Annotated in this window: 21 protein-coding genes, 1 tRNA gene and 1 pseudogene; 13 read left to right on the top strand and 10 right to left on the bottom strand. The window is 71.1% G+C overall.

Annotated elements, in window-relative coordinates; genetic code table 11:
* Window positions 1–17: 17 nt before the first annotated feature.
* Window positions 18–488 carry a hypothetical protein gene (locus D8M34_RS05620; RefSeq protein WP_025104307.1) on the bottom strand — a complete coding sequence of 157 codons (471 nt, stop codon included), beginning with the start codon at window positions 486–488 and terminating at the stop codon, window positions 18–20.
* Between the two features lie 134 nt (window positions 489–622).
* Between D8M34_RS05620 and D8M34_RS05615 the strand changes: the two genes are divergently transcribed.
* The 5 genes from D8M34_RS05615 (at window position 623) to D8M34_RS05595 (ending at window position 5,491) form a co-directional block, all read left to right on the top strand.
* Window positions 623–1,105 (top strand): CarD family transcriptional regulator, encoded by a 483-nt coding sequence (locus D8M34_RS05615; protein ID WP_025104308.1) that lies wholly within the window; start codon window positions 623–625, stop codon window positions 1,103–1,105.
* A 68-nt stretch (window positions 1,106–1,173) separates the two neighbouring features.
* A complete protein-coding gene (gene ispD, locus D8M34_RS05610) occupies window positions 1,174–2,421 on the top strand; it encodes a 2-C-methyl-D-erythritol 4-phosphate cytidylyltransferase (protein ID WP_126893370.1) in 1,248 nt (415 codons plus the stop codon).
* A gap of 9 nt (window positions 2,422–2,430) precedes the next feature.
* Window positions 2,431–3,837 (top strand): cysteine--tRNA ligase, encoded by a 1,407-nt coding sequence (cysS, locus tag D8M34_RS05605; protein WP_126893369.1) that lies wholly within the window; start codon window positions 2,431–2,433, stop codon window positions 3,835–3,837.
* Window positions 3,830–4,834 (top strand): 23S rRNA (guanosine(2251)-2'-O)-methyltransferase RlmB, encoded by a 1,005-nt coding sequence (rlmB, locus tag D8M34_RS05600; RefSeq protein WP_025104311.1) that lies wholly within the window; start codon window positions 3,830–3,832, stop codon window positions 4,832–4,834. The genes cysS and rlmB overlap by 8 nt, the downstream gene beginning before the upstream one ends.
* Before the next feature lie 15 nt (window positions 4,835–4,849).
* The gene (locus tag D8M34_RS05595; protein ID WP_060921926.1) at window positions 4,850–5,491 is read left to right on the top strand and encodes an NAD(P)-dependent oxidoreductase; all 642 of its coding nucleotides are present in this window, start codon (window positions 4,850–4,852) and stop codon (window positions 5,489–5,491) included.
* Window positions 5,492–5,527: 36 nt separating this feature from the next.
* Here the strand turns inward: D8M34_RS05595 and D8M34_RS05590 are convergent, their stop codons facing one another.
* Together D8M34_RS05590 and D8M34_RS05585 are read right to left on the bottom strand one after the other, a co-directional pair.
* Window positions 5,528–6,829, bottom strand: coding sequence for a DUF4032 domain-containing protein (locus tag D8M34_RS05590; RefSeq protein ID WP_025104313.1), 1,302 nt, complete (start codon window positions 6,827–6,829; stop codon window positions 5,528–5,530).
* 77 nt (window positions 6,830–6,906) lie between these two features.
* Window positions 6,907–8,010 (bottom strand): ABC transporter ATP-binding protein, encoded by a 1,104-nt coding sequence (locus tag D8M34_RS05585; protein WP_025104314.1) that lies wholly within the window; start codon window positions 8,008–8,010, stop codon window positions 6,907–6,909.
* 228 nt (window positions 8,011–8,238) lie between these two features.
* Between D8M34_RS05585 and D8M34_RS05580 the strand changes: the two genes are divergently transcribed.
* The 3 genes from D8M34_RS05580 to D8M34_RS05570 all read left to right on the top strand — a co-directional run bounded on the left by D8M34_RS05580 (window position 8,239) and on the right by D8M34_RS05570 (window position 10,449).
* Window positions 8,239–9,189 carry a DsbA family protein gene (locus D8M34_RS05580; protein ID WP_025104315.1) on the top strand — a complete coding sequence of 317 codons (951 nt, stop codon included), beginning with the start codon at window positions 8,239–8,241 and terminating at the stop codon, window positions 9,187–9,189.
* A 42-nt stretch (window positions 9,190–9,231) separates the two neighbouring features.
* Window positions 9,232–9,304 (top strand) — tRNA-Thr (locus tag D8M34_RS05575).
* A gap of 191 nt (window positions 9,305–9,495) precedes the next feature.
* Window positions 9,496–10,449 (top strand): aldo/keto reductase, encoded by a 954-nt coding sequence (locus D8M34_RS05570; RefSeq protein ID WP_025105516.1) that lies wholly within the window; start codon window positions 9,496–9,498, stop codon window positions 10,447–10,449.
* A 7-nt stretch (window positions 10,450–10,456) separates the two neighbouring features.
* Here the strand turns inward: D8M34_RS05570 and D8M34_RS05565 are convergent, their stop codons facing one another.
* From D8M34_RS05565 to D8M34_RS05550, 4 genes are read right to left on the bottom strand one after another with little or no spacing between them, the layout of a single operon-like run.
* Entirely contained in the window at window positions 10,457–11,125 is a 669-nt protein-coding gene (locus D8M34_RS05565; RefSeq protein ID WP_126893368.1) for a response regulator, read from the bottom strand.
* Window positions 11,122–12,360, bottom strand: coding sequence for a sensor histidine kinase (locus D8M34_RS05560; protein ID WP_238695604.1), 1,239 nt, complete (start codon window positions 12,358–12,360; stop codon window positions 11,122–11,124). The genes D8M34_RS05565 and D8M34_RS05560 overlap by 4 nt, the downstream gene beginning before the upstream one ends.
* An 8-nt stretch (window positions 12,361–12,368) precedes the next feature.
* On the bottom strand, window positions 12,369–13,193 hold the full coding sequence (locus D8M34_RS05555; protein WP_025105519.1) for an ABC transporter permease: 825 nt from the start codon (window positions 13,191–13,193) through the stop codon (window positions 12,369–12,371).
* A complete protein-coding gene (locus D8M34_RS05550; RefSeq protein ID WP_025105520.1) occupies window positions 13,190–14,101 on the bottom strand; it encodes an ABC transporter ATP-binding protein in 912 nt (303 codons plus the stop codon). The genes D8M34_RS05555 and D8M34_RS05550 overlap by 4 nt, the downstream gene beginning before the upstream one ends.
* Before the next feature lie 164 nt (window positions 14,102–14,265).
* Here D8M34_RS05550 and D8M34_RS05545 point away from each other — a divergent pair, with 164 nt between their 5' ends.
* Window positions 14,266–15,180: a DMT family transporter gene (locus D8M34_RS05545; RefSeq protein WP_036293476.1), complete on the top strand. Its 915-nt coding sequence runs from the start codon at window positions 14,266–14,268 to the stop codon at window positions 15,178–15,180.
* A 74-nt stretch (window positions 15,181–15,254) separates the two neighbouring features.
* Here D8M34_RS05545 and D8M34_RS05540 read toward each other — a convergent pair.
* Together D8M34_RS05540 and msrB are read right to left on the bottom strand one after the other, a co-directional pair.
* A pseudogene (locus D8M34_RS05540) lies at window positions 15,255–15,857 on the bottom strand (nitroreductase family protein); the annotation flags it as partial.
* On the bottom strand, window positions 15,854–16,258 hold the full coding sequence (gene msrB, locus D8M34_RS05535) for a peptide-methionine (R)-S-oxide reductase MsrB (RefSeq protein WP_025105523.1): 405 nt from the start codon (window positions 16,256–16,258) through the stop codon (window positions 15,854–15,856). The gene msrB and the pseudogene D8M34_RS05540, both read right to left, overlap by 4 nt.
* Before the next feature lie 71 nt (window positions 16,259–16,329).
* Between msrB and D8M34_RS05530 the strand changes: the two genes are divergently transcribed.
* From D8M34_RS05530 to groL, 4 genes are all read left to right on the top strand, one after another.
* The gene (locus D8M34_RS05530; RefSeq protein ID WP_126893366.1) at window positions 16,330–17,322 is read left to right on the top strand and encodes a DUF2332 domain-containing protein; all 993 of its coding nucleotides are present in this window, start codon (window positions 16,330–16,332) and stop codon (window positions 17,320–17,322) included.
* Window positions 17,323–17,331: 9 nt separating this feature from the next.
* A complete protein-coding gene (locus D8M34_RS05525; RefSeq protein ID WP_085606204.1) occupies window positions 17,332–17,592 on the top strand; it encodes a DUF3263 domain-containing protein in 261 nt (86 codons plus the stop codon).
* Window positions 17,593–17,663: 71 nt separating this feature from the next.
* Window positions 17,664–18,230 (top strand): LytR C-terminal domain-containing protein, encoded by a 567-nt coding sequence (locus tag D8M34_RS05520; RefSeq protein WP_238695603.1) that lies wholly within the window; start codon window positions 17,664–17,666, stop codon window positions 18,228–18,230.
* Window positions 18,231–18,354: 124 nt separating this feature from the next.
* The gene (groL, locus tag D8M34_RS05515) at window positions 18,355–19,974 is read left to right on the top strand and encodes a chaperonin GroEL (RefSeq protein ID WP_025105526.1); all 1,620 of its coding nucleotides are present in this window, start codon (window positions 18,355–18,357) and stop codon (window positions 19,972–19,974) included.
* A gap of 72 nt (window positions 19,975–20,046) precedes the next feature.
* On the opposite strand, the gene D8M34_RS05510 is transcribed toward groL, so the two are convergent.
* Window positions 20,047–20,334: a WXG100 family type VII secretion target gene (locus D8M34_RS05510; RefSeq protein WP_085606201.1), complete on the bottom strand. Its 288-nt coding sequence runs from the start codon at window positions 20,332–20,334 to the stop codon at window positions 20,047–20,049.
* Window positions 20,335–20,341: the final 7 nt, after the last annotated feature.

The following is a 20,341-nucleotide window of genomic DNA, read 5'->3' as shown; positions in this document are numbered from 1 at the left end:
CGCGTCTGTCTGCGGACTCAGTCCTGCGGAGCGAGGTCCGAGTAGTACGGCAGGGTGCCGTCGAGGACGGGCACCTGCGTGGTCACACCCGCGGAGTCGCCGGACTGGAAGTGCATCGCGACGGTGGCGCCGGGCATGGTGTCGAGGCCGACGATCTCCACCGGCTCCTGGTCGGCGCCGAGGCTGACCGATCCGCCGGCGGGCACGGTGATCATGAACGGCTCGCCGCCCTCGAGGGAGACCGTCAGGGTGGCGCGGTCCTGCGTCGGGTTGACGACCGCGCCCACGAAGTTCCCGGCCGTGCCGTCTTCGTTCGCGATGATGAGGGCGTTCCGGACGGCGATGGGGCCGTCCTCGTCCGACACGTTCACGCCGTCGGAGGCCGCGTACTCGATCTTCGTCGACTGCGGCGTGATGAACGTGCACCCGGTCGCGCCGAGCAGAACGAGGGCGCTGATGGCGGCAGACGCGACAAGGCGCGATTTCACGGGTCCTCCTGAGGTCCGACGGGATATCCCTCCCCATTCTATGGGTAAGTCGAGGAGCCGCTGGGAACAGGAAGCGCGAACCTTAGCGCATATCCCCTGTGGTATCCTTGAGGTTGCCGAAAGGACATGTTTTTATGCTTTTTGAGGTTGGCGAGACCGTCGTCTATCCGCACCATGGCGCTGCGACCATCATCGAGGTCAAGGAACGCGTCATCAAGGGCGAGACGAAGAAATACCTGAAGCTCAACGTCACGCAGGGCGATCTCATCATCGAGGTCCCGGCCGAGAACGTCGACCTCGTCGGCGTCCGCGACGTGATCGGCAAGGAGGGCCTCGACCACGTGTTCGAGGTGCTGCGCGCGCCGTTCACCGAGGAGCCCACCAACTGGTCGCGCCGGTACAAGGCGAACCTGGAGAAGCTCGCGTCCGGCGATGTCATCAAGGTGAGCGAGGTCGTACGCGACCTCTGGCGCCGCGACCAGGACCGCGGCCTGTCCGCGGGTGAGAAGCGGATGCTGGCCAAGGCCCGGCAGATCCTCATCTCGGAGCTGGCCCTGGCCGAGAAGATCGACGAGGACAAGGCGGGCGCACTGCTCGACGAGGTCCTCGCGTCCTGAGACGTCCTTCACGGAAGGCGGGTGCTGCGGCACCCGCCTTCCGTCGTCTCCGCCGGTAACGTGAAGCTGTGAGCATCCTCCCCGTCCCGCATACCGCGATCATCGTCGTCGCCGCCGGCTCCGGCACCCGTCTCGAGGCCGGAGCGCCCAAGGCGTTCGTCGGCATCGACGGCCGCACCATCCTGCGGCACGCCCTCGACGGCGTCTTCGCGGCGGCGCCCTTGCAGGTCGTGGTCGTCGCGCCCGCAGGCTACGAAGGCGACGCGGAGACGGAGCTGCGGGAGGCCGCCGGCGATCGTGCCGACCTGGGCCGCGTGGTCACCGGAGGGGCGACGCGGCAGGAGTCGGTCGCCGCGGGGCTCGCCGCCCTGTGGGGGGACGTCACGACGGTGCTCGTGCACGACGCGGCGCGCGCCCTCACGCCGCCCGGCGTCATCGACGCGGTGGCGGCGGCCGTGGTCGCCGATGCCGGTGCGGTGCCGAGCCTGCCTGTCGTAGACACGCTCAAGCGCGTCGCGGACGGTCTCGTCGTCGGTGCCGTGGATCGTGCGGAGCTCGCCGCAGCGCACACTCCGCAGGGCTTCCCTCGCGCGCTGCTGGAAGCGGCGTACGCGGAGGCGACCGCCCGGGGCGCCGAGTACACCGACGACGCCGCGCTCTTCGCCGCGGCCGGGAACACCGTGCGCCTGGTGCCGGGCTCCGAGCGTTCGTTCAAGATCACCACCCCCGCCGACCTGGAGCGCGCCCGCCTCCTCGTCGCGACGTCGTCGGGATCGCCCTCCTCGGCGGCGCGGCCGTCGACTCCCGTCGGGGGCGCACCCCGCGTGGGCATCGGCACGGACGTGCACGCCTTCGGTGGCGACGGGCCGCTGTGGCTGGCCGGGCTGGAATGGCCGGGGGAGCCCGCGCTCTCCGGGCATTCGGACGGGGACGCGGTCGGCCACGCGATCGTCGACGCGCTGCTCGGCGCCGCCGGGCTCGGCGACATCGGTGAGCACTTCGGCACCGCTCACCCGGAGTACGCGGGGGCGCACGCCGATGTCTTCCTCTCCCGCACCGCGGAGCTCCTGTCGGCGGCGGGATTCATGATCGGCAACGTGTCGGTGCAGTTCCAGGGCAACCGCCCGCGCTTCAGCGGACGACGCGGAGAGGCCGAGGCTGCTCTGTCGGCGGCGCTCGGGGGCGCTCCGGTGGCCGTGACGGCCACGACGACCGACGGCCTCGGCTTCCCCGGACGGGGCGAGGGGATCGCGGTCACGGCCGTCGCAATCGTCATCCCGCGACCGGAGCAGGGTCTCTCAGCGCCCGCCGAGTAGGCTTGAGCGGTGACTCTCCGCCTCTACGACACCCGCGCACAGCTGCTGCGCGACTTCGTGCCTCTCGATCCCGAGAACATCACGATGTACGTGTGCGGACCCACCGTGCAGTCCGGCCCGCACATCGGCCACGTCCGCGCGGCCCTGAGCTTCGATCTCCTGCGCCGCTGGCTGACGCACCGCCACGGCCGCGTGACGTTCGTGCGCAACGTCACCGACATCGACGACAAGGTGCTCGCCAACGCCACGGACGCCGAGCCGTGGTGGGCGCTCGCCTATCGGATGGAGCAGGAGTTCGCCGCCGCCTACGCCGGCATCGGCATCCTGCCGCCCACGTACGAGCCGCGGGCGACGGCCTCCGTCCCGCAGATGCAGGAGCTCATCGCGCTGCTCATCGACCGGGGCCACGCGTACCCCGCTCCCGACGGGTCGGGCGACGTGTACTTCGATGTGCGCTCCTGGTCGTCCTACGGCGATCTCACCCATCAGTCGGTGGACGCGATGGAGGCGGCGCAAGACGCCGACCCGCGGGGCAAGCGCAACCCCCAGGACTTCGCCCTGTGGAAGGGCGCCAAGCCCGACGAGCCCGCCGATGCGACCTGGGCGTCGCCGTGGGGGCCGGGGCGTCCGGGCTGGCACATCGAGTGCTCGGCCATGGCGAAGCGGTACCTCGGTGCGGAGTTCGACATCCACGGCGGCGGCCTCGACCTGCGGTTCCCTCATCACGAGAACGAGCTCGCGCAGTCGACGGCCGCGGGTGACGGCTTCGCCCGCTACTGGGTGCACAACGGCCTCGTGACCGTCGACGGCCAGAAGATGTCGAAGTCCCTCGGCAACTTCACCCTCGCGCGGGACGTGCTCGCGGAGCGGGACCCGCTGGTCGTGCGCTACGCCCTCGCCGCCGCGCACTACCGGTCGAGCCTCGACCTCTCGGAATCGTCCTGGGCGGAGGCGGACGCCGCGCTCGGTCGCATCCGCTCCTTCCTCGACCGCGCAATCCGCGCGGCCGGCGAGGAGATCGGTGCCAAGGACGCACGGAGCCTGCCCGACGCCTTCGTCGAGGCGATGGACGACGACCTCGGCGTGCCGCAGGCGCTGGCCGTCGTGCACGAGAGCGTTCGAGCAGGGAACTCGGCGCTGGACGCGGGCGACACCGGCACGGCCCTGGACGCGGCGCGGGCGGTGCTCGCCATGACCGGGATCCTCGGTCTGGACCCGCGCACGGAATCCGGCGCCGCCGGGGGCGCGCAGGCAGCAGCGCTGGACGCGCTGGTGCAGGAGATGATCGCGCAGCGCGCCACCGCGCGCGCGGAGAAGGACTGGGCGGCGGCGGATCGCATCCGTGACGCGATCGCCGCCGCAGGAATCACGCTGGAGGACACTCCGGCCGGAACTCATTGGAGTATCGATGGCTAAGCCAGGGCGCCCCGGCGCGAGCAAGGGAAACAAGAAGGGCCCGACCAAGGGCACCGGCGGTCTCGGGCGCAAGGCGCTCGAGGGGCGCGGGCCCACGCCGAAGGCGGAGGACCGCGCGTGGCACCCCGCGGGTAAGCGCAAGGCCGCGGCCGAGCGCTACGCGGCTGCGGGCGGCAAGGGCAAGCCCGGTGGGCGCCCCGCGTCCGGCGGCAACCCGAACCGCAGCGCCCGGTCGAAGGACAACACCACCGACACCGAGACGGTCACCGGCCGCAACTCCGTGCTCGAGGCGCTGCGCGCGAAGATCCCGGCGACGGCGATGTACATCGCGCAGCGCGTCGAGATGGACGACCGCGTCAAGGAGATGCTGTCGATCGCGACCCACCGCGACATCCCGGTGCTCGAGGTCACCCGCCAGGAGCTCGACCGCATGGCCGGCTTCGACGGCGTGCACCAGGGCGTCGCCCTCAAGGTGCCGCCGTACGAGTACGCGCACCCGCAGGACCTCCTGGAGCAGGTCATCGACCGCGGCGAGACGCCGCTGTTCGTCGCCCTCGACGGCATCACGGACCCGCGCAACCTCGGTGCGATCATCCGCTCGACGGCGGCGTTCGGCGGCCACGGCATCATCCTGCCGCAGCGCCGTTCCGCCGGTGTGAACTCCGCGGCGTGGAAGACGAGTGCGGGCGCGGCGGCGCGCATCCCGGTCGCCCTGGCGTCGAACCTCACCACGCAGCTCAAGGAGTTCAAGAAGCAGGGCGTGTTCGTGCTCGGACTCGACGGTGACGGCGACGTCTCGCTGCCCGCGCTGGAGCTGGCGGACCGTCCCGTCGTCATCGTCGTGGGCTCGGAGGGCAAGGGCCTGTCCCGCCTCGTGACCGAGACCTGCGACCAGATCGTCTCCATCCCCATCTCCGCGGCGACCGAGTCGCTGAACGCCGGCATCGCGGCCTCGGTCGCGCTGTACCAGGTCGCGACCGTCCGCGCCGCGGACTGACCGAGAGGAACACGCATGGCCCGCATCATCGTCCTGGGAGGAACCGGCTACGCCGGGCGCCACATCGTCGCGGAGGCGGTGAGCCGCGATCACGCGGTCGTCGCCATCTCGCGCTCGACCCCCGCGGATCCGGTCGCGGGTGCGGCGTACGTGCAGGGGTCCGCGCTCGACCCCGCGACGCTGACCGAGGCGTTCGCGGGTGCCGATGCCGTGGTCTCCGCGCTCTCGCCGCGCGGTGACATGGAGGACCGTGTCCTCGAGGCGCTGACGAACGTGGTCGCGCTGCTCGACGGCACCGAGACCCGGCTCGGGGTCGTGGGCGGCGCGGGCGGCAGCCTCGTCGCGCCCGGTGGCCCCCGACTGTTCGATCAGGGGTTCCCCGAGGAGTACAAGCACGAGGCGCAGGTCGGCATCGACTCGCTCGCGCTCCTGGAGCGCACCGCGGAGAGCCTGGACTGGTTCTTCGTGCACCCTGCCGAGGTCTTCGGGCCGTGGGCCGAGGGGGAGCGCACCGGACACTACCGGGACGGCGGTGACGTCCTCGTCCGCGACGAGGACGGGAAGTCGTACATCTCCGGGGCGGACTTCGCCGTCGCGATCGTCGACGAGATCGAGCAGGGCAACCACCACCGCGAGCGGTTCACGGTCGGCTACTGACGCCGCCCGGCGCGGCGCCGACCGGCGGGCACGGTCTCAGACGAGGTCGCGCCAGTCCACCTCGTCGTCGTCGCCGAGCGCGAGCGTGCCGGTGACGACGGGGAGGCCCATCGTCTCGGTCGGCGGCCCCATGATGGTGGCCTCGTCGCGCCGGTGGCGGAGCACATCGTTGATGTAGCTCGTCAGCACCTCCGCGAGGGCGACCGAGCGTCCCTGCGCCTGCGACAGGTACCAACGGTGCTCGAGCACCTGGTGGAACACCTCGGCCGGCTCCAGCTTGGCGCGCAGGTCGTAGGGGATCGCGCGGACGACGGGCTCGAAGACGCGCGTGAGCCACTCGTGCGCGTACATCTCCTCGTCCGCCCACTGCTTGGTGGAGCGGGCACGGAACTCGTCGAGGTCGTTGAGGAGCCGCCGGGCCTGGTTCTCCTCGACGTCGAGACCGGTGAGGCGGATGAGTCGGCGCTGGTGGTGCCCGGCATCGACGACCTTGGGCTGGATCTCCACGACCGTGCCGTCGGCGGTCGTCGACATCGACATCTCGTCGATGTCGAAGCCGAGGGCGTTGAGCCGCTCGACACGTTCCGTGATGCGCCACGTCTCGGCGGCGGAGAAGGACTCCTGCGCGGTGAGCTCGGCCCAGAGGGAGCGGTAGGACGACACGATGCCGTCCGCGATGGCGACGGCGTCGACCCCATGCTCCAGGCGGCCGCCCGCGGCGAGGTCCATGATCTCCCCGGCGATGTTCGTGCGCGCGAGGTCCAGGTCGTAGGCGCGCTGACCGTCGGTGAGGCCCTCTTCGTGCAGCTCGCCGGTCTCCGCGTCGACGAGGTACGCCGCGAACGCCCCGGCATCCCGGCGGAACAGCGTGTTCGAGAGCGAGACGTCTCCCCAGTAGAAGCCCACGTTGTGCAGACGCACGAGCAGCAGGGCGAGCGCGTCGACGAGGCGCGTGGCCGTGTCCGGGCGGAGCACCCGGGTGAAGAGGGCCCGGTACGGCATCGAGAAGCGCAGATGCGAGGTGACCAGCGCCGCGGGGAGCGGCGCCCCCGACGAGTCGGTGCGCCCCGCGATCACCGCGACGCGCTCCACGCACGGCACGTCGAGTCGCGACAGGTTGCCGAGCATCTCGTACTCCCGGCGCGCCATCTCGGTCGTCGTCTCCTTCACCGCCACCACGCGCCCGGAGAGATCCGCGAAGCGCACGAGGTGGCGGGAGAGGCCCTTGGGCAGCGAGACGATGTGCTCGGAGGGCCACTTCTCCAGAGGTGTCGACCAGGGCAGAGCGAGCAGACCGGGGTCGACCGTCTTGGCGGTGATCCGGAGGGATTCCTGCATGGGGGCTCCTGAGGGTGCCGGGGAAACGACGCGGCGCGGGCGACCGAAGTCAGCCCGCGCCGCGGTGGAGTGTCCGATCAGGCCGAGACGACCGGCTTGTCGTTCAGGCGGTCGCCCGACTCGAGGTCGAACGCGTGCACGTGACCCGGGTTCGCGGCAAGGGTGACGGTCTCCCCGGCGTTCGGGTGGTTGCGGCCGTCGACGCGGGCGACGAGGTCGGTGCGCTTGCCGTTGATCTCCGTGTGGCCGTAGAGGTAGCCGTCGGCGCCGAGCTCCTCGACGAGGTCGACGACGACCGAGAGGCCGCGACCGTCGGCCGGGCCGACCGTGATGTCCTCGGGGCGGACGCCGACCGTGACCTGCGAGCCCGACGCGCGGCCGACCGTGTCGCGGTCCAGCGGCACGACCTCGGTGCCGAACTGCACGCCGCCGTCGGCGAGGTCGGCGCTGAACAGGTTCATCGCGGGGGAGCCGATGAAGCCGGCCACGAACACGTTGTTCGGCTTCTCGTACAGGTCGCGCGGGGAGCCGACCTGCTGGAGCAGACCGTCCTTGAGCACGGCGATGCGGTCACCCATCGTGAGCGCCTCGGTCTGGTCGTGCGTGACGTAGACCGTGGTGACGCCGAGACGACGCTGCAGCGACGCGATCTGCGTGCGGGTCTGGACGCGGAGCTTGGCGTCGAGGTTCGACAGCGGCTCGTCCATGAGGAAGACCTGGGGCTGACGCACGATGGCGCGACCCATGGCGACACGCTGACGCTGACCACCGGAGAGGGCCTTCGGCTTGCGGGTGAGGTACTGCTCCAGGTCGAGGAGCTTCGCGGCCTCGAGGACGCGCGCGGCGCGCTCCTCCTTGCCGACGCCGGCGATCTTGAGCGCGAAGCCCATGTTCTCCGCGACGGTCATGTGCGGGTACAGCGCGTAGTTCTGGAACACCATCGCGATGTCGCGGTCCTTCGGCGGCACGTCGGTGACGTCGCGGTCACCGATGAGGATGCGGCCGGAGTTGACCTCTTCGAGGCCGGCGAGCATGCGGAGGGAGGTGGACTTACCGCAACCGGAGGGACCGACCAGGACGAGGAACTCGCCGTCTCCCACCTCGAGGTTGAGCTTGTCGACAGCCGGACGGGTGCCGCCGGGGTACAGGCGGGTGGCCTCGTCGAAAGTCACAGATGCCATCGTGTTTCTCCTTCACCGGCAGGTACGTGCCGGACGATCCGTAGTGAATGAAGCGGCGGAGCGACCCGCCGTGACCCTCCATCGGGTCGGGATCAGTATGGCACGAACGGCCGCACCTGGGTATTTCTCAGCCTCACTGGTTAGCATCGAACCCGGCCGTGCGCAGCGGCGATCACCGCCCGACGGTGGTCGGGGCCAACCCGGACCCCCTGAGACTCAAGAGGAACGATGTCGAGCGACGAAACGCCGAACGTCCCCGCCCCTCGCACTTCGCGCGAGGCCGTGCGGGAGAAGGCACAGAAGGTGCACGCCCAGCAGTCGCGGGCGCGTCTCATGCGACGGATCATCATCGGTGCGGTCGCGATCATCGCGGTCGGTGCGATCGGGACCGCCGTGACGCTCGCCGTGACCTCGCAGACGTCCAAGCCGCAGCTCAGCCCCAGCGGCATGGAGGCGGACGGCGTCGTGGTGACGGACATCGCCTCCGCCGCGATCGCCGGCACCGCGTCCCCCACACCGGACCCCGAGCCCAGTGAGGCCGGCGCCAGCGAGACGCCGTCGCCCGAGCCGTCCGCGGCCGGCGCCGTCGAGGTGCACGTCTACGTCGACTACCTCTCGCCCGACGCGGGCAAGTTCGAGCGCGCCAACGCCCGTCTGCTCGCGCAGTGGATCGAGGACGGCGCCGCGACCGTCAGCTACCACCCGGTCGCTCTGCTCACCGCCAGCTCCAACGGCACGAAGTACTCGCTGCGTTCCGCCGCAGCTGCCGCCTGCGTGGCGACGCACTCGCCGGACCAGTTCTACGCGTTCAACCACGACCTCCTCGACGACCAGCCCGACGTGGGCAGCGACGGGATGTCCGACGAGGAGCTCGCCAATCTCGCGGGCGCCGTCGGCGTGGACAACGCCAAGACCGTGCGCTCCTGCATCCAGGACGGCGACTACGTCAGCTGGGCGAAGGAGGCGACGACCCGCGCGCTCGAGGGGCCGCTCCCCGGCTCCGACGACCTCGTGCTCACCGCCGCCCCGATGATCGTCGTGAACGGCGAGGCGTACGTCGGCGCGCTGGACGACCCGCAGGAGCTGTCGACGTTCGTCATGTCCGTCGCCAGCGAGGCCTACTACGAGTCGACGTCTCCGACGCCCACCCCGACCGCCACCTCGGCGCCGGCGAAGTAGTCCGTCGCGCGTCCCGGCCATCGCTAAGCTGTGATGGCATCCGCCGACTTGGCGCAATTGGTAGCGCACCGTACTTGTAATACGGGGGTTACGGGTTCGAGTCCCGTAGTCGGCTCTCTGACGGACCCCTCCGCGTGATCGCGGCGCCTCTGCGTGCCGCGTTGTCGCGCGCCCGCATATCGCGTATCACTTCGGAGGGTGTTATGTTACTGGGGTGCAGGTGGTCGGCACCCCGCCCCGGCCACCTGCGCATCTTTTCGCCTCACCGCGGGAATGTTCGCGCTGCTCGTCGCGGTTGTCTCGGACATGACCCGCATCGGCTCCAGTGACCTCGACGTCTTCCCTCTCGCCCTCGGCGGCAACGTGTTCGGCTGGACGGCCGACCGCGACGCCTCCTTCGCCGTCCTCGACGCCTTCGTCGACGGGGGTGGCGATTTCATCGATACGGCGGACTCCTACAGTGCGTGGGTGCCCGGCAACGAGGGTGGCGAGAGCGAGACGATCATCGGGGCGTGGCTCGCGGCGCGGAAGCCCCAGGGCGTCGTCGTCGCGACCAAGGTCAGCCAGCACCCCGCCTTCCGCGGTCTCTCGGCGGGGAACGTGCGCCGCGCGGCGGAGGCGTCGCTCGCTCGCCTCGGCGTCGACGAGATCGACCTCTACTACGCCCACTTCGATGACGAGTCCGTGCCGCTGGAGGAGACGGTCGAGGCGTTCGGCGCCCTCGTCACGGACGGGCTCGTGCGGCACGTGGCGGTGTCCAACTACACCGCCGACCGCATCCGGCAGTGGATCGACATCGCGGACCGCCTCGGCGTCGCGCGACCGGTCGCCGTCCAGCCGCACTACAACCTCGTGCACCGCAATGACGTCGAGGACACCATCATCCCCGTCGCCGAGGAGTTCGGGCTGAGCCTCGTGCCGTACTACGCGCTGGCGAGCGGCTTCCTCACCGGCAAGTACCGCTCGACGGACGCCGGGGGAGAGGGGTCTCCGCGGGCCGCCGGCGCCGCGAAGTACGCCACCGAGGCGGGACTTCGGATCATCGACGCGCTCGACGAGATCGGCGGAGCGCACGGCGCCTCGGTCGCCGCGACAGCCCTGGCCTGGCTGCGTGCGCAGCCGACCGTGGTCGCGCCCATCGCGAGTGCCCGGACGGTGGATCAGGTGCCGGATCTGCTCGCCGGAGCGCGGCTGGAGCTGTCGACCGACGAGGTCGAGCGCCTGAACCGCGTGTCGGCCTGGACGCCGCCGCAGGGCTGACCCGCTCTCACCGACCGACGAGGCCGAGCCGGTGCGCGAGGATCACGGCATGGATCCGGTCCCGCGCCCCGAGCTTCGACAGGATCCGCCCGACGTGCGTCTTCACCGTGGACTCGCCGACGTAGAGCGACGCCGCGATCTCGGCGTTCGTGAGCCCCTGGCCGATCGCGATGAACACCTCGCGCTCGCGTTCGGTCAGGGAGCGGTACCCGGCGTCGTCGACCTCGTCGATAGCGCTGGCTCCGAGCTGCGAGCCGACGTGCTCCAACAGCACGCGGGTCACCCGCGGCGCCAGCGCGGCGTCTCCGCGATGGACGGCACGGACGGCGGAGAGCATCTCCTGGCGCTGGGCGTCTTTCAGGAGGAACCCGCTGGCACCGGCCCGGATCGCGCCGAAGGCGTACTCGTCCAGATCGAAGGTCGTGAGGACGAGCACCTTCGTCTCGGGATGCGCGCCGACGATGGCGGTCGTCGCCGCGATCCCGTCGAGCTCCGGCATCCGGATGTCCATGAGCACGAGGTCGGGGGCGAGTGCGGCGCTCTGCGCGATCGCCGCCCTCCCGTCGACGGCCTCCCCGATGACGACGATGTCGGGTTCCGCCTCGAGGACCATGCGGAACCCCAGGCGGATCAGCTCCTGGTCGTCGACCAGGAGCACGCGGATGGGTGATGTCATCTGTTCTCGTCCTCTGTCGGCAGCACGGCGCGAAGGATCCATCGGCCCGCACCGTCCGGCCGCGACTCCAGTGTGCCGTGGACGTGGGCGGCGCGTTCCTGGAGACCCCGGAGACCGAAGCCTCCCTCGCCCGGAGAGCCCGCGACGCCGTCGTTGACGATCTCGACGACCACGGACGCGGGCGTGTACTCGAGTCGCACGGATGCGGCGGTCGCGGTCGGCGCGTGCCGCATCGCGTTCGTCAGCCCCTCCTGTACGATCCGGCCGAGCGCGTGGGCGACGTCGGACGAGACGTCCGCGTGGCCGGTGGTGGCGAGGGTCACCGGATACCCGGTCCGCTGCGCGGCCGCGACGGTCTCCTGCGGGGATGCGGGCGAGACCGGCGCGAGGAGGAGCGGGGCGTCGTCGTCCCGAAGCACCCCGAGCATCGCCCGCATCTGGGTGAGCGCGCTGCGGGCGGTGTCCGCCGCAGAGGTGGCCGCCGCGCGCGCCTGTTCGCGGTCCGGGGTGGCGGCCGCTCCCTCGGACAGCGCCACGACCACGGTCAGGGAGTGCGACACGATGTCGTGCATCTCGCGTGCGATCCGCGCCCGCTCCGCCGCAGCGGCGAGCTGCGCCTGCTGGTCGCGCTCCACGAGGAGCTGCCGGGAGCGGTCGATGACGGCGTCCAGGTAGCGCTTCCGGTTGCCGACGTTCGCGCCGATCAGGGTGCCGATCAGGCCGAGCACGACCGTGCCGAGCAGGGCGTTGACCGCCTCTTGGAGTGTGAAGATGCCGGACCAGAGGAGGAGCCCGGCTCCCGAGGCGCTGGCGGCGACGCCGATGCCGAAAGCTGTCCACGCGGCACGGGTGGAACGGTAGACGGCGAGGGAGTAGCCGGCGAACAGCAGCAGCGGGCTGCTCCCCGGCAGCGCGGTGAACAGGAGGAAGACCTCGAGCAGGATCGCCGCGATCGCCGGGAGCCACGGCTTCCGTCGGCGCCAGAGCAGGGTGGCGGAGGCGGCGACCACGCAGAGCGGCAGCAGGGCGGCGAGCACGAGCCCGACGTGGCCGCGGTCGGCATCGTCGACGCGCGCGGCGGGTGTGATCGTGAGGACGATACAGAGCAGGGTGAGCAGGACGTCGGCGAGGACGGGATGGCGCGCCCAGAAACGCCGGAACAGGCCGGGAGGACGAGGGAGCCGCAGCCCCTCGTCCTCCCGGACCGTGTCCGTTCCGCGTCGCTTCGCCGGCACCCGGTCTCCTACGCGTCGCGCGTGCGAAGGACGGCCCACGCGGCCAGCAGACCGCCGACCACCCAGCAGCCGAGGGTGAGGAAGGCGACCGGCGCATCCAGCGTCGCCGTGTCACCGGGCAGGATCGCGCTCTGCGCGGCGGCGACGGGGAGGTAAGCGGAGGCGTCGATCACCCAGGCCCAGGCCTCTCCCGCCATCGCGAAGAAGCTCGCGACGATCGGCAGGACGAACAGCAGACCGACCGTCGCCGCGATCGCTCCGGCACCCGAGCGCAGGATGAAGCCGAAGGCCACGCCGATCAGCGCGAAGACGGCCATGGCGAGGGAGGCGACCACGATCGGCAGGACGGAGGCCGCGGGGTCCGACCAGTCGATGCGCTGCTCCCGTCCTGCGACCACGGCGGACACGGCGGCCGCCGCGGCGCCGAAGATGACCAGCGACGACAGGAACAGGAAGCCCGCGAGCACGAGGGCCTTCGCCAGCAGCACGGACCCGCGGATCGGGTCGGCGGTCAGCGTCGAGCGGATCATGCCCGTGGAGTACTCGCCGGTGACCGAGATCGCCCCGATGATGCCGGCGAGCAGCATCGTGAACTGGATCGGCATGACGACGGCCTGGATCGGGTCGAACCCGGGGGCATCGATCGCCTGGGCGATGAGGACGGCGATGCCGATCGTCAGCACGGCGGCGATCGCGATGGACCACCACGTCGACCGGAGGGTGATGAGCTTAATCGCCTCGCCGCGCACGGCGCGTGCGAAGGTGAGGCGCCGACCCGAGTCGACGGCAGGGGGCGCGACGGCCGGGGTCGTCACGGCGGGGGCGGCGGTCATGAGAGCTCCTTCGTGCGGTACTCGACGGCGTCGCCGGTGAGGGCGAGGTAGGCCTCTTCGAGGGATCCGGTGGTCGGGGTGAGTTCGTGCAGCGGGATCCCGCGCTCCGCGGCGAGGTCGCCGATGCGGGCTGCCGGGAGCCCCGCGATGTCGAGCAGATCGGGAGCGGCGCTGACGATCTCCACGTCCGGACCGCCCACCGCGGCCACGAGGTCGGTCGGGCGGGGTGTCCGCACGCGCACGCGGTTCGTCGTCCAGGAGCGCACCAGCTCGGCCAGCGGAGCGTCGGCGAGGACCTTGCCCCGTCCCATCACGATGACGTGGTCCGCGGTCTGCGCCATCTCGCTCATGAGGTGACTGGACAGCAGGACCGTCCGGCCCTCGGAGGCGGCATGCCGGACGAACTGGCGCACCCAGCGGACGCCCTCCGGGTCGAGGCCGTTGACCGGCTCGTCGAGGATGAGGGTGTGCGGGTCGCCGAGCAGTGCGGAGGCGATCCCGAGGCGCTGCCCCATGCCGAGGGAGAACTTCCCGGCGCGCTTGCGGGCGACCGCGCCGATGCCGGCGAGCTCGATGACCTCGTCGACGCGCGACGTCGGGATGCCGTGCGTGGCGGCCATGGCCCGGAGGTGGTCGCGTGCGGTCCGTCCGGTGTGCACGGCCTTGGCATCGAGGAGCACGCCGACCTCGGTGAGGGGCGCCCGGAGCTTGCGATACTCCTGGCCGGCGACGGTCGCCCGGCCGGCCGACGGACGGTCCAGCCCGACGATCATGCGCATGGTCGTCGACTTCCCTGCGCCGTTCGGTCCGAGGAAGCCGGTGACGGTCCCCGGCTGCACGGTGAAGGACACGCCGTCGACGGCGGTCTTGTCCCCGAATCTCTTGGTGAGGCCTTCTGCGGTGATCATGGTCCCCACGCTACGGACCGTCGGGGCGCGGCGCGTCCTCCCGGAGGACGATTCCCCGGTGCGGTGCGATCGTCCTCCGGGAGGACGGCGCCGTGGAGGACAGGTGCCCGCGGAGGCTCCGATAGTGTCGAGAGGTGACTCCCGCCCGCCGCCTCCCCGCCCCTCTGGCGCTCGGGGGAGCCGTCGCGATCGGGGTCATGACCGCGATCCAGGCGCGCATCAACGGGGTCCTGGGCGTGCGCGTCGACAACGGCATCGTCGCCGGCTTCCTGTCCTTCGCGGTGGGGCTCGTGGCCCTCGCCGTCGTCATCTCCTTCCTGCCTTCGGCGCGCGGTGGTGCCGCGCGCCTCGGCCGCGGCATCCGCGACCGGAGCATCCCGTTCTGGATGCTCCTCGGCGGAGCCTGCGGCGCTCTCACCGTCTCCACCCAGGGGCTGACGGCGGGCATCCTCGGCGTCTCCCTCTTCACGGTGGGTGTCGTGGCAGGGCAGACCCTGCACGGCCTCGTCCTCGACCGCATCGGCTTCGGGCCGGCGGGCGTCGTGGCCGTGACCCCCGGCCGGGTGATGGGCGGCGTGCTCGCGCTCGCCGCGGTGGGGATCTCCCTCTCGGGTGATGTGCTGGCGACCGCCCCGCTGTGGATGCTGGTGCTGCCCTTCGCCGCCGGTGTCGGCATCGCCTGGCAGGCCGCGACGAACGGTCGGCTGGCCCAGCGCGTGCAGTCGCCGATCGCCGCCACCCTGATGAGCTTCATCGCGGGAACCCTGGTCCTGGCGGTCGCCGCCGGCACCAGCGTCGCCGTGCGGGGGTGGCCGGCCGCGCTGCCGACCGAGCCCTGGCTCTACCTCGGCGGCTTCCTCGGTGCGGGCTACATCCTGCTCGGCGCCTTCATCGTCGCGCACACGGGCGTGCTGCTCATGGGGCTGGGATCGGTGCTCGGGCAGCTCGTGACGTCCGTCGTGATCGACCTGCTCTGGCCGGCGCAGGCGGGACCGGCGCTGTGGCAGGTGATCGCGATGGTCATCGTGGCGGTGGGCTCGGTGCTGGTCGCGGTGCCCTGGCGTCGACGCCGGCTCTAGGAGCGGCTCTTCTTCGCGGCCTTCGCGGCCTTATTCGCCTTCTTCTTCGCCTTCTTGCGGGCCTTCTTCTCGGCCTTCTCGGCCTTCTTCCTCTCGGCCTCCTGCGCCGCCGCCTCGGCTGCCGCGCGCTCCTCCGGAGAGAGCTTCGGCGGCCGGGTGAGAAGCGCGCGGGCGTCGACCGTCTTGCGCCTGCCGGGACTCTTGCCCTCGGGCTTCGCGCCGACGTAGAGCCAGCCGAGGAGCTCCTCGTCGGGGCCCAGCCCGTGCATTCGCGCCACGGGCTCTGAGCGCGTGTAGTGTCCGGTGCGCCAGATGACGCCCCACCCCGCCTCATCGAGCAGCAGGCTCAGCACATGCGCGACGCCGGAGGCCACCGCCTCCTGCTCCCAGCGCGGCACTTTCTCGCTCGGACGGTAGCTCGCGACCACCGCGATGAGGAGCGGAGCCCGCAGCGGCTTCGTCGACGGCTCCGCGTCTCCCTGAGCCTCGGCGATCGCGGCACCGAGCGCCTCGCGGTCCGCGCCGCGCAGCTCGATCAGACGCCAGGGGCGCAGCGAGGAATGGTCGGCGACGCGGCCGGCGGCGCCGACGAGCGTCACCAGCTCCTCGCGCCCCGGGGCGGTGTCGCCGACCTTCGACCAGGACTGCCGTGCGCGGACGGCGTCGAGGGCGCTCACGACTCGTCGGGCGTGAAGTTCAGCGCGATCGAGTTCATGCAGTAGCGGTCACCGGTGGGGGTGCCGAAGCCGTCCGGGAAGACGTGGCCGAGGTGCGAACCGCAGGTCGCGCAGCGGACCTCCGTGCGCACCATGCCGAGACTGTCGTCCTCGAGCAGCTCGACCGCATCCGGCCGGACCGACTCGTAGAAGCTCGGCCAGCCGCAGCCCGAGTCGAACTTGGTGCCGCTCTTGAAGAGCTCCGCACCGCAGGCGCCGCAGGTGTAGAGGCCGGCGCGCTCCTCATCGAGCAGCTCACCCGTCCAGGCGCGCTCGGTCGCCGCCTGGCGCAGCACGGCGTACTGCTCTTCGCCGAGCTCGTCGCGCCACTCGTCTTCGGTCTTGTTCACGCTGTAGGGCATCGTGTCCTCCTGAGTCCTCTCCATTCTCTCTCGTGCGGAGCGCCGGTGGCGCTTCGCGTCAGAATGGACGCATGACCGACGCCGTGCAGGAGCGCTATGCCCGATTCGCGGCGACGGAGGCTCCTGGGCGCAGCGCGCTGTACGCGGAGTGGGCGGCCGGGGTCGCCGCCGACCCGGAGATCAGGGAGCTTCTGCGACGGATCCCGCCGACCCGACGCCAGCCGCCCCTCGTCTTCGCCGTGTCCCGCCTGCTCGGCGCCGGTCACGGACCGTACCGGGAGTGGCGTGAGTTCGTCCTCGCGCAGGCTGACCGGCTCGTCGCCGAGTGCACCCGGCGCGCCTTGCAGACCAACGAACCTCTGCGGACCGCCGCTCTGCTGCCCGTGCTCTCCGAGATCGACGGGCCGATCGCACTGCTGGAGATCGGCGCCGCGGCGGGCCTGTGCCTCTACCCCGATCGCTACTCGTTCCGCTTCACCGACGGAGAAGGACGCGTCCGCCGCGCCCTCGATCCGCTCGACGGCCCCTCGACGGTGCTGCTGGAGAGCACCGTGTCCGGAGACCTGCCGCCGCTGCGCCTGCCCGAGGTCGTGTGGCGCGCGGGTATCGACCTCGCCCCGCTGGACGCGGCGGCCGCCGACGACCGGCGCTGGCTCCGCGCACTCGTGTGGCCGGGGGAGGAGGGGAGGGAGCAGCGCATCACCGCCGCGCTCGACATCGTCGCCGCCGACCCTCCGCTCCTCGTCGCCGGCGACGCGGCCGCCCACCTGGACCATCTGGCGGCGTCGGCTCCGGCGGACGCCACTCTGGTCATCACGACCCCGGGGGTGCTGGTGCACATCCCGCGGGCGGAGCGGTCGGAGCTCATCGCGACGATCGCGGGACTGCCGGCGCACTGGGTCACGATCGACCCTCCCGGCCTCCTCGACGTGTGGGAGCTACCGGTCGCCGCCGAGACCTGGCCGGGCTTCGTCGTCGCGCACGACGGCCGCGTGCGCGCCGCCGCGGATCCGCTCGGCGCGTGGTGGGAGTGGCGCGCCGGGGATCGCCGTCCGACGACCTAATCTGAGGGCATGTCCGCAGACCACCTCACGGAGCGCGATCGCGCGATCCTCGCCCTGGAGGCCGCCTGGCCCCGCCACGGCGGCATGAAGGAGGAGGTCATCCGCAGCAGGCTCGGCATGAGCGCGGCGCGGTACTACCAGCTGCTCGGGCGGCTGATCGACTCCGAGGCCGCGCTCGAGTTCGACCCGATGCTCGTGCGGCGGCTGCGTCGGCTCCGCGACGCCCGCGGCGCCAGACGGGCCGCGCGGATCCCCGGCTTCACCGGCTGAGCGGACGCCGACCGCATGGATCGGGCCCGTCGCGGACCGGTTTGCCAGGGACGTGCCGCTAGCATCGAGGGGTGTCCAAGCCCCCCCGTGACCGTTTCGACGAGGTCCCCCGTTCCACCGGACGCGTAGGAGCGCACCGCGCCGAAGCCCCGGGCATGAACGGCTGGGTCGTGCTGCTGTGGTCGTTCGTCGCCGCCCTCGTGCTCATCATCGCCGGCATCTTCGGCGCCCTGGCCGTCATGGGGCGGATCGAGCTGTTCCCCGATGCCGCGCCGTCCGCGGTCGCCACGCCGGAGGAGACCGGGGTGATCGACCCGACCTACTCGGTGCTGATCCTCAACGCGACCCCGGACAACGGCCTCGACGACCAGATGCGCGACACCCTCATCAACGCCGGCTGGGCGGCGGACACGGTGCTCGCCAGCGACAGCGAGAGCGACGACTTCGCCACGACGACCGTCTACTACGTCAGCGCCGAGGACGAGGAGGCGGCCATGGGCCTCGCCGGCGTCGTCGGCGGTGCCGAAGTGCAGCAGAGCGATTACTACGCGGGTCAGACCGAGGACGGCCAGAAGCAGCTCACGATCGTGATCGGCGTCGACCGGGCCGCGTCGGTGCCCGAGACTCCCGCGCCCTGACGCCCGTCTCCCTCTCGGATCGCACGGCTTGCACTCGATGGTGTCGAGTGCCAGAATGGCGTTAGCACTCTCTCACTCTGAGTGCTAAACCCACCGTCTACGTCCAGGAGGGACGACAAAACTCATGGCAAAGATCATCGCCTTCGATGAGGAGGCCCGCCGCGGCCTCGAGCGTGGCCTCAACATCCTCGCCGACGCGGTCAAGGTGACCCTCGGCCCGCGTGGTCGCAACGTCGTGCTCGAGAAGAAGTGGGGCGCCCCCACGATCACGAACGACGGTGTCTCCATCGCCAAGGAGATCGAGCTGGACGACCCGTACGAGAAGATCGGCGCGGAGCTCGTCAAGGAGGTCGCCAAGAAGACCGACGACGTCGCCGGTGACGGCACGACGACCGCCACGGTCCTCGCCCAGGCCCTGGTCCGCGAAGGCCTGCGCAACGTCGCGGCCGGTGCCGACCCCATCTCCCTCAAGCGCGGCATCGAGAAGGCCGTCGCCGCGATCACCGAGGAGCTGCTGAGCACGGCGAAGGAGATCGACTCCAAGGAGCAGATCGCCGCGACCGCCTCCATCTCCGCCGCCGACCCCGCGATCGGCGAGCTCATCGCCGAGGCCATCGACAAGGTCGGCAAGGAGGGCGTCGTCACCGTCGAGGAGTCGCAGACCTTCGGCACCGAGCTCGAGCTCACCGAGGGCATGCGCTTCGACAAGGGCTACCTGAACCCGTACTTCGTCACGGACCCGGAGCGCCAGGAAGCCGTCTTCGAGGACCCGTACATCCTCATCGCGAACCAGAAGGTCTCCAACATCAAGGACCTCCTGCCGATCGTCGACAAGGTGATCCAGGACGGCAAGGAGCTCGTCATCATCGCCGAGGACGTCGAGGGCGAGGCTCTCGCGACGCTCGTGCTGAACAAGCTCAAGGGCATCTTCAAGTCGGTCGCCGTCAAGGCTCCCGGCTTCGGCGACCGTCGCAAGGCGCAGCTGCAGGACATCGCGATCCTCACGGGCGGCCAGGTCATCACCGAAGAGGTGGGCCTGAAGCTCGAGAACGCCACGCTCGACCTGCTCGGCCGTGCGCGTAAGGTCATCGTCACCAAGGACGAGACCACGATCGTCGAGGGTGCCGGTGAGGCCGACCAGATCGAGGGTCGCGTCACGCAGATCCGTCGCGAGATCGAGAACACCGACAGCGACTACGACCGCGAGAAGCTGCAGGAGCGCCTGGCGAAGCTCGCCGGTGGCGTGGCCGTCATCAAGGCCGGTGCGGCGACCGAGGTCGAGCTCAAGGAGCGCAAGCACCGCATCGAGGACGCCGTCCGCAACGCGAAGGCAGCCGTCGAGGAGGGCATCGTCCCCGGTGGTGGCGTCGCGCTCATCCAGTCCGGCACGAAGGCGCTCGACGCTCTCTCGCTCGAGGGCGACGAGGCGACCGGTGCGAACATCGTGCGCGTCGCGATCGAGGCTCCGCTGAAGCAGATCGCGTTGAACGCCGGTCTCGAGCCGGGCGTCGTCGCCAACAAGGTCTCCGAGCTCCCCGCGGGCCAGGGCCTGAACGCCGCCAGCGGCGAGTACGGCGACATGTTCGCACAGGGCATCATCGACCCGGCGAAGGTCACGCGTTCCGCGCTGCAGAACGCCGCGTCGATCGCCGGCCTGTTCCTCACGACCGAGGCCGTCGTCGCCGACAAGCCCGAGAAGGCTGCTGCTCCCGCGGGTGACCCCACGGGCGGCATGGACTTCTGATCCTCTGAGAGGTTCAGAGACCCCGTCTCACGCAGAAAGCCCCCGGCTCCGGCCGGGGGCTTTCTGCGTCCCTCAGCGGAAGAGGCTCGCCGAGTACTGATCCGCTTCGGCGTACTGGGTGGCCACGGCGCCGAGCGATGTGCCGATACCGTCCAGGACGAGCTCGACGTGCTGCTGGGCGCCCTGCCACTCCTCGGCGCAGCTCTGGAAGGCGGCCGAGGCGGTGCCGACCCACGCGGTCTGCAGGTGCCGGAGCTGAGACATGAGCGTGGCGGATTCAGCGCGCAGGCGCTCGATGGTGGCGCGGGTCGCGGCTTCTGCCGCGTGGACGGCGTCGGTGTCGACGGTGAAGACGGTCATGGGATCT

This window comes from Microbacterium sp. HSID17254 (genome assembly GCF_003989315.1).
In the GTDB taxonomy this organism is placed as follows: Bacteria; Actinomycetota; Actinomycetes; order Actinomycetales; family Microbacteriaceae; genus Microbacterium.
The sequence above is the reverse complement of the archived record's forward strand: the minus strand, read 5'-3'. Positions and strand labels throughout refer to the sequence as shown.

Coding starts and splice junctions, on each gene's coding strand:
- D8M34_RS05615 (WP_025104308.1), top strand. CDS start 623: ATGCTTTTTGAGGTTGGCGAGACCGTCGTCTATCCGCACCATGGCGCT.
- rlmB (WP_025104311.1), top strand. CDS start 3,830: ATGGCTAAGCCAGGGCGCCCCGGCGCGAGCAAGGGAAACAAGAAGGGC.
- D8M34_RS05595 (WP_060921926.1), top strand. CDS start 4,850: ATGGCCCGCATCATCGTCCTGGGAGGAACCGGCTACGCCGGGCGCCAC.
- D8M34_RS05590 (WP_025104313.1), bottom strand. CDS start 6,829: ATGCAGGAATCCCTCCGGATCACCGCCAAGACGGTCGACCCCGGTCTG.
- D8M34_RS05585 (WP_025104314.1), bottom strand. CDS start 8,010: ATGGCATCTGTGACTTTCGACGAGGCCACCCGCCTGTACCCCGGCGGC.
- D8M34_RS05580 (WP_025104315.1), top strand. CDS start 8,239: ATGTCGAGCGACGAAACGCCGAACGTCCCCGCCCCTCGCACTTCGCGC.
- D8M34_RS05570 (WP_025105516.1), top strand. CDS start 9,496: ATGACCCGCATCGGCTCCAGTGACCTCGACGTCTTCCCTCTCGCCCTC.
- D8M34_RS05565 (WP_126893368.1), bottom strand. CDS start 11,125: ATGACATCACCCATCCGCGTGCTCCTGGTCGACGACCAGGAGCTGATC.
- D8M34_RS05555 (WP_025105519.1), bottom strand. CDS start 13,193: ATGACCGCCGCCCCCGCCGTGACGACCCCGGCCGTCGCGCCCCCTGCC.
- D8M34_RS05550 (WP_025105520.1), bottom strand. CDS start 14,101: ATGATCACCGCAGAAGGCCTCACCAAGAGATTCGGGGACAAGACCGCC.
- msrB (WP_025105523.1), bottom strand. CDS start 16,258: ATGCCCTACAGCGTGAACAAGACCGAAGACGAGTGGCGCGACGAGCTC.
- D8M34_RS05530 (WP_126893366.1), top strand. CDS start 16,330: ATGACCGACGCCGTGCAGGAGCGCTATGCCCGATTCGCGGCGACGGAG.
- D8M34_RS05525 (WP_085606204.1), top strand. CDS start 17,332: ATGTCCGCAGACCACCTCACGGAGCGCGATCGCGCGATCCTCGCCCTG.
- groL (WP_025105526.1), top strand. CDS start 18,355: ATGGCAAAGATCATCGCCTTCGATGAGGAGGCCCGCCGCGGCCTCGAG.
- D8M34_RS05510 (WP_085606201.1), bottom strand. CDS start 20,334: ATGACCGTCTTCACCGTCGACACCGACGCCGTCCACGCGGCAGAAGCC.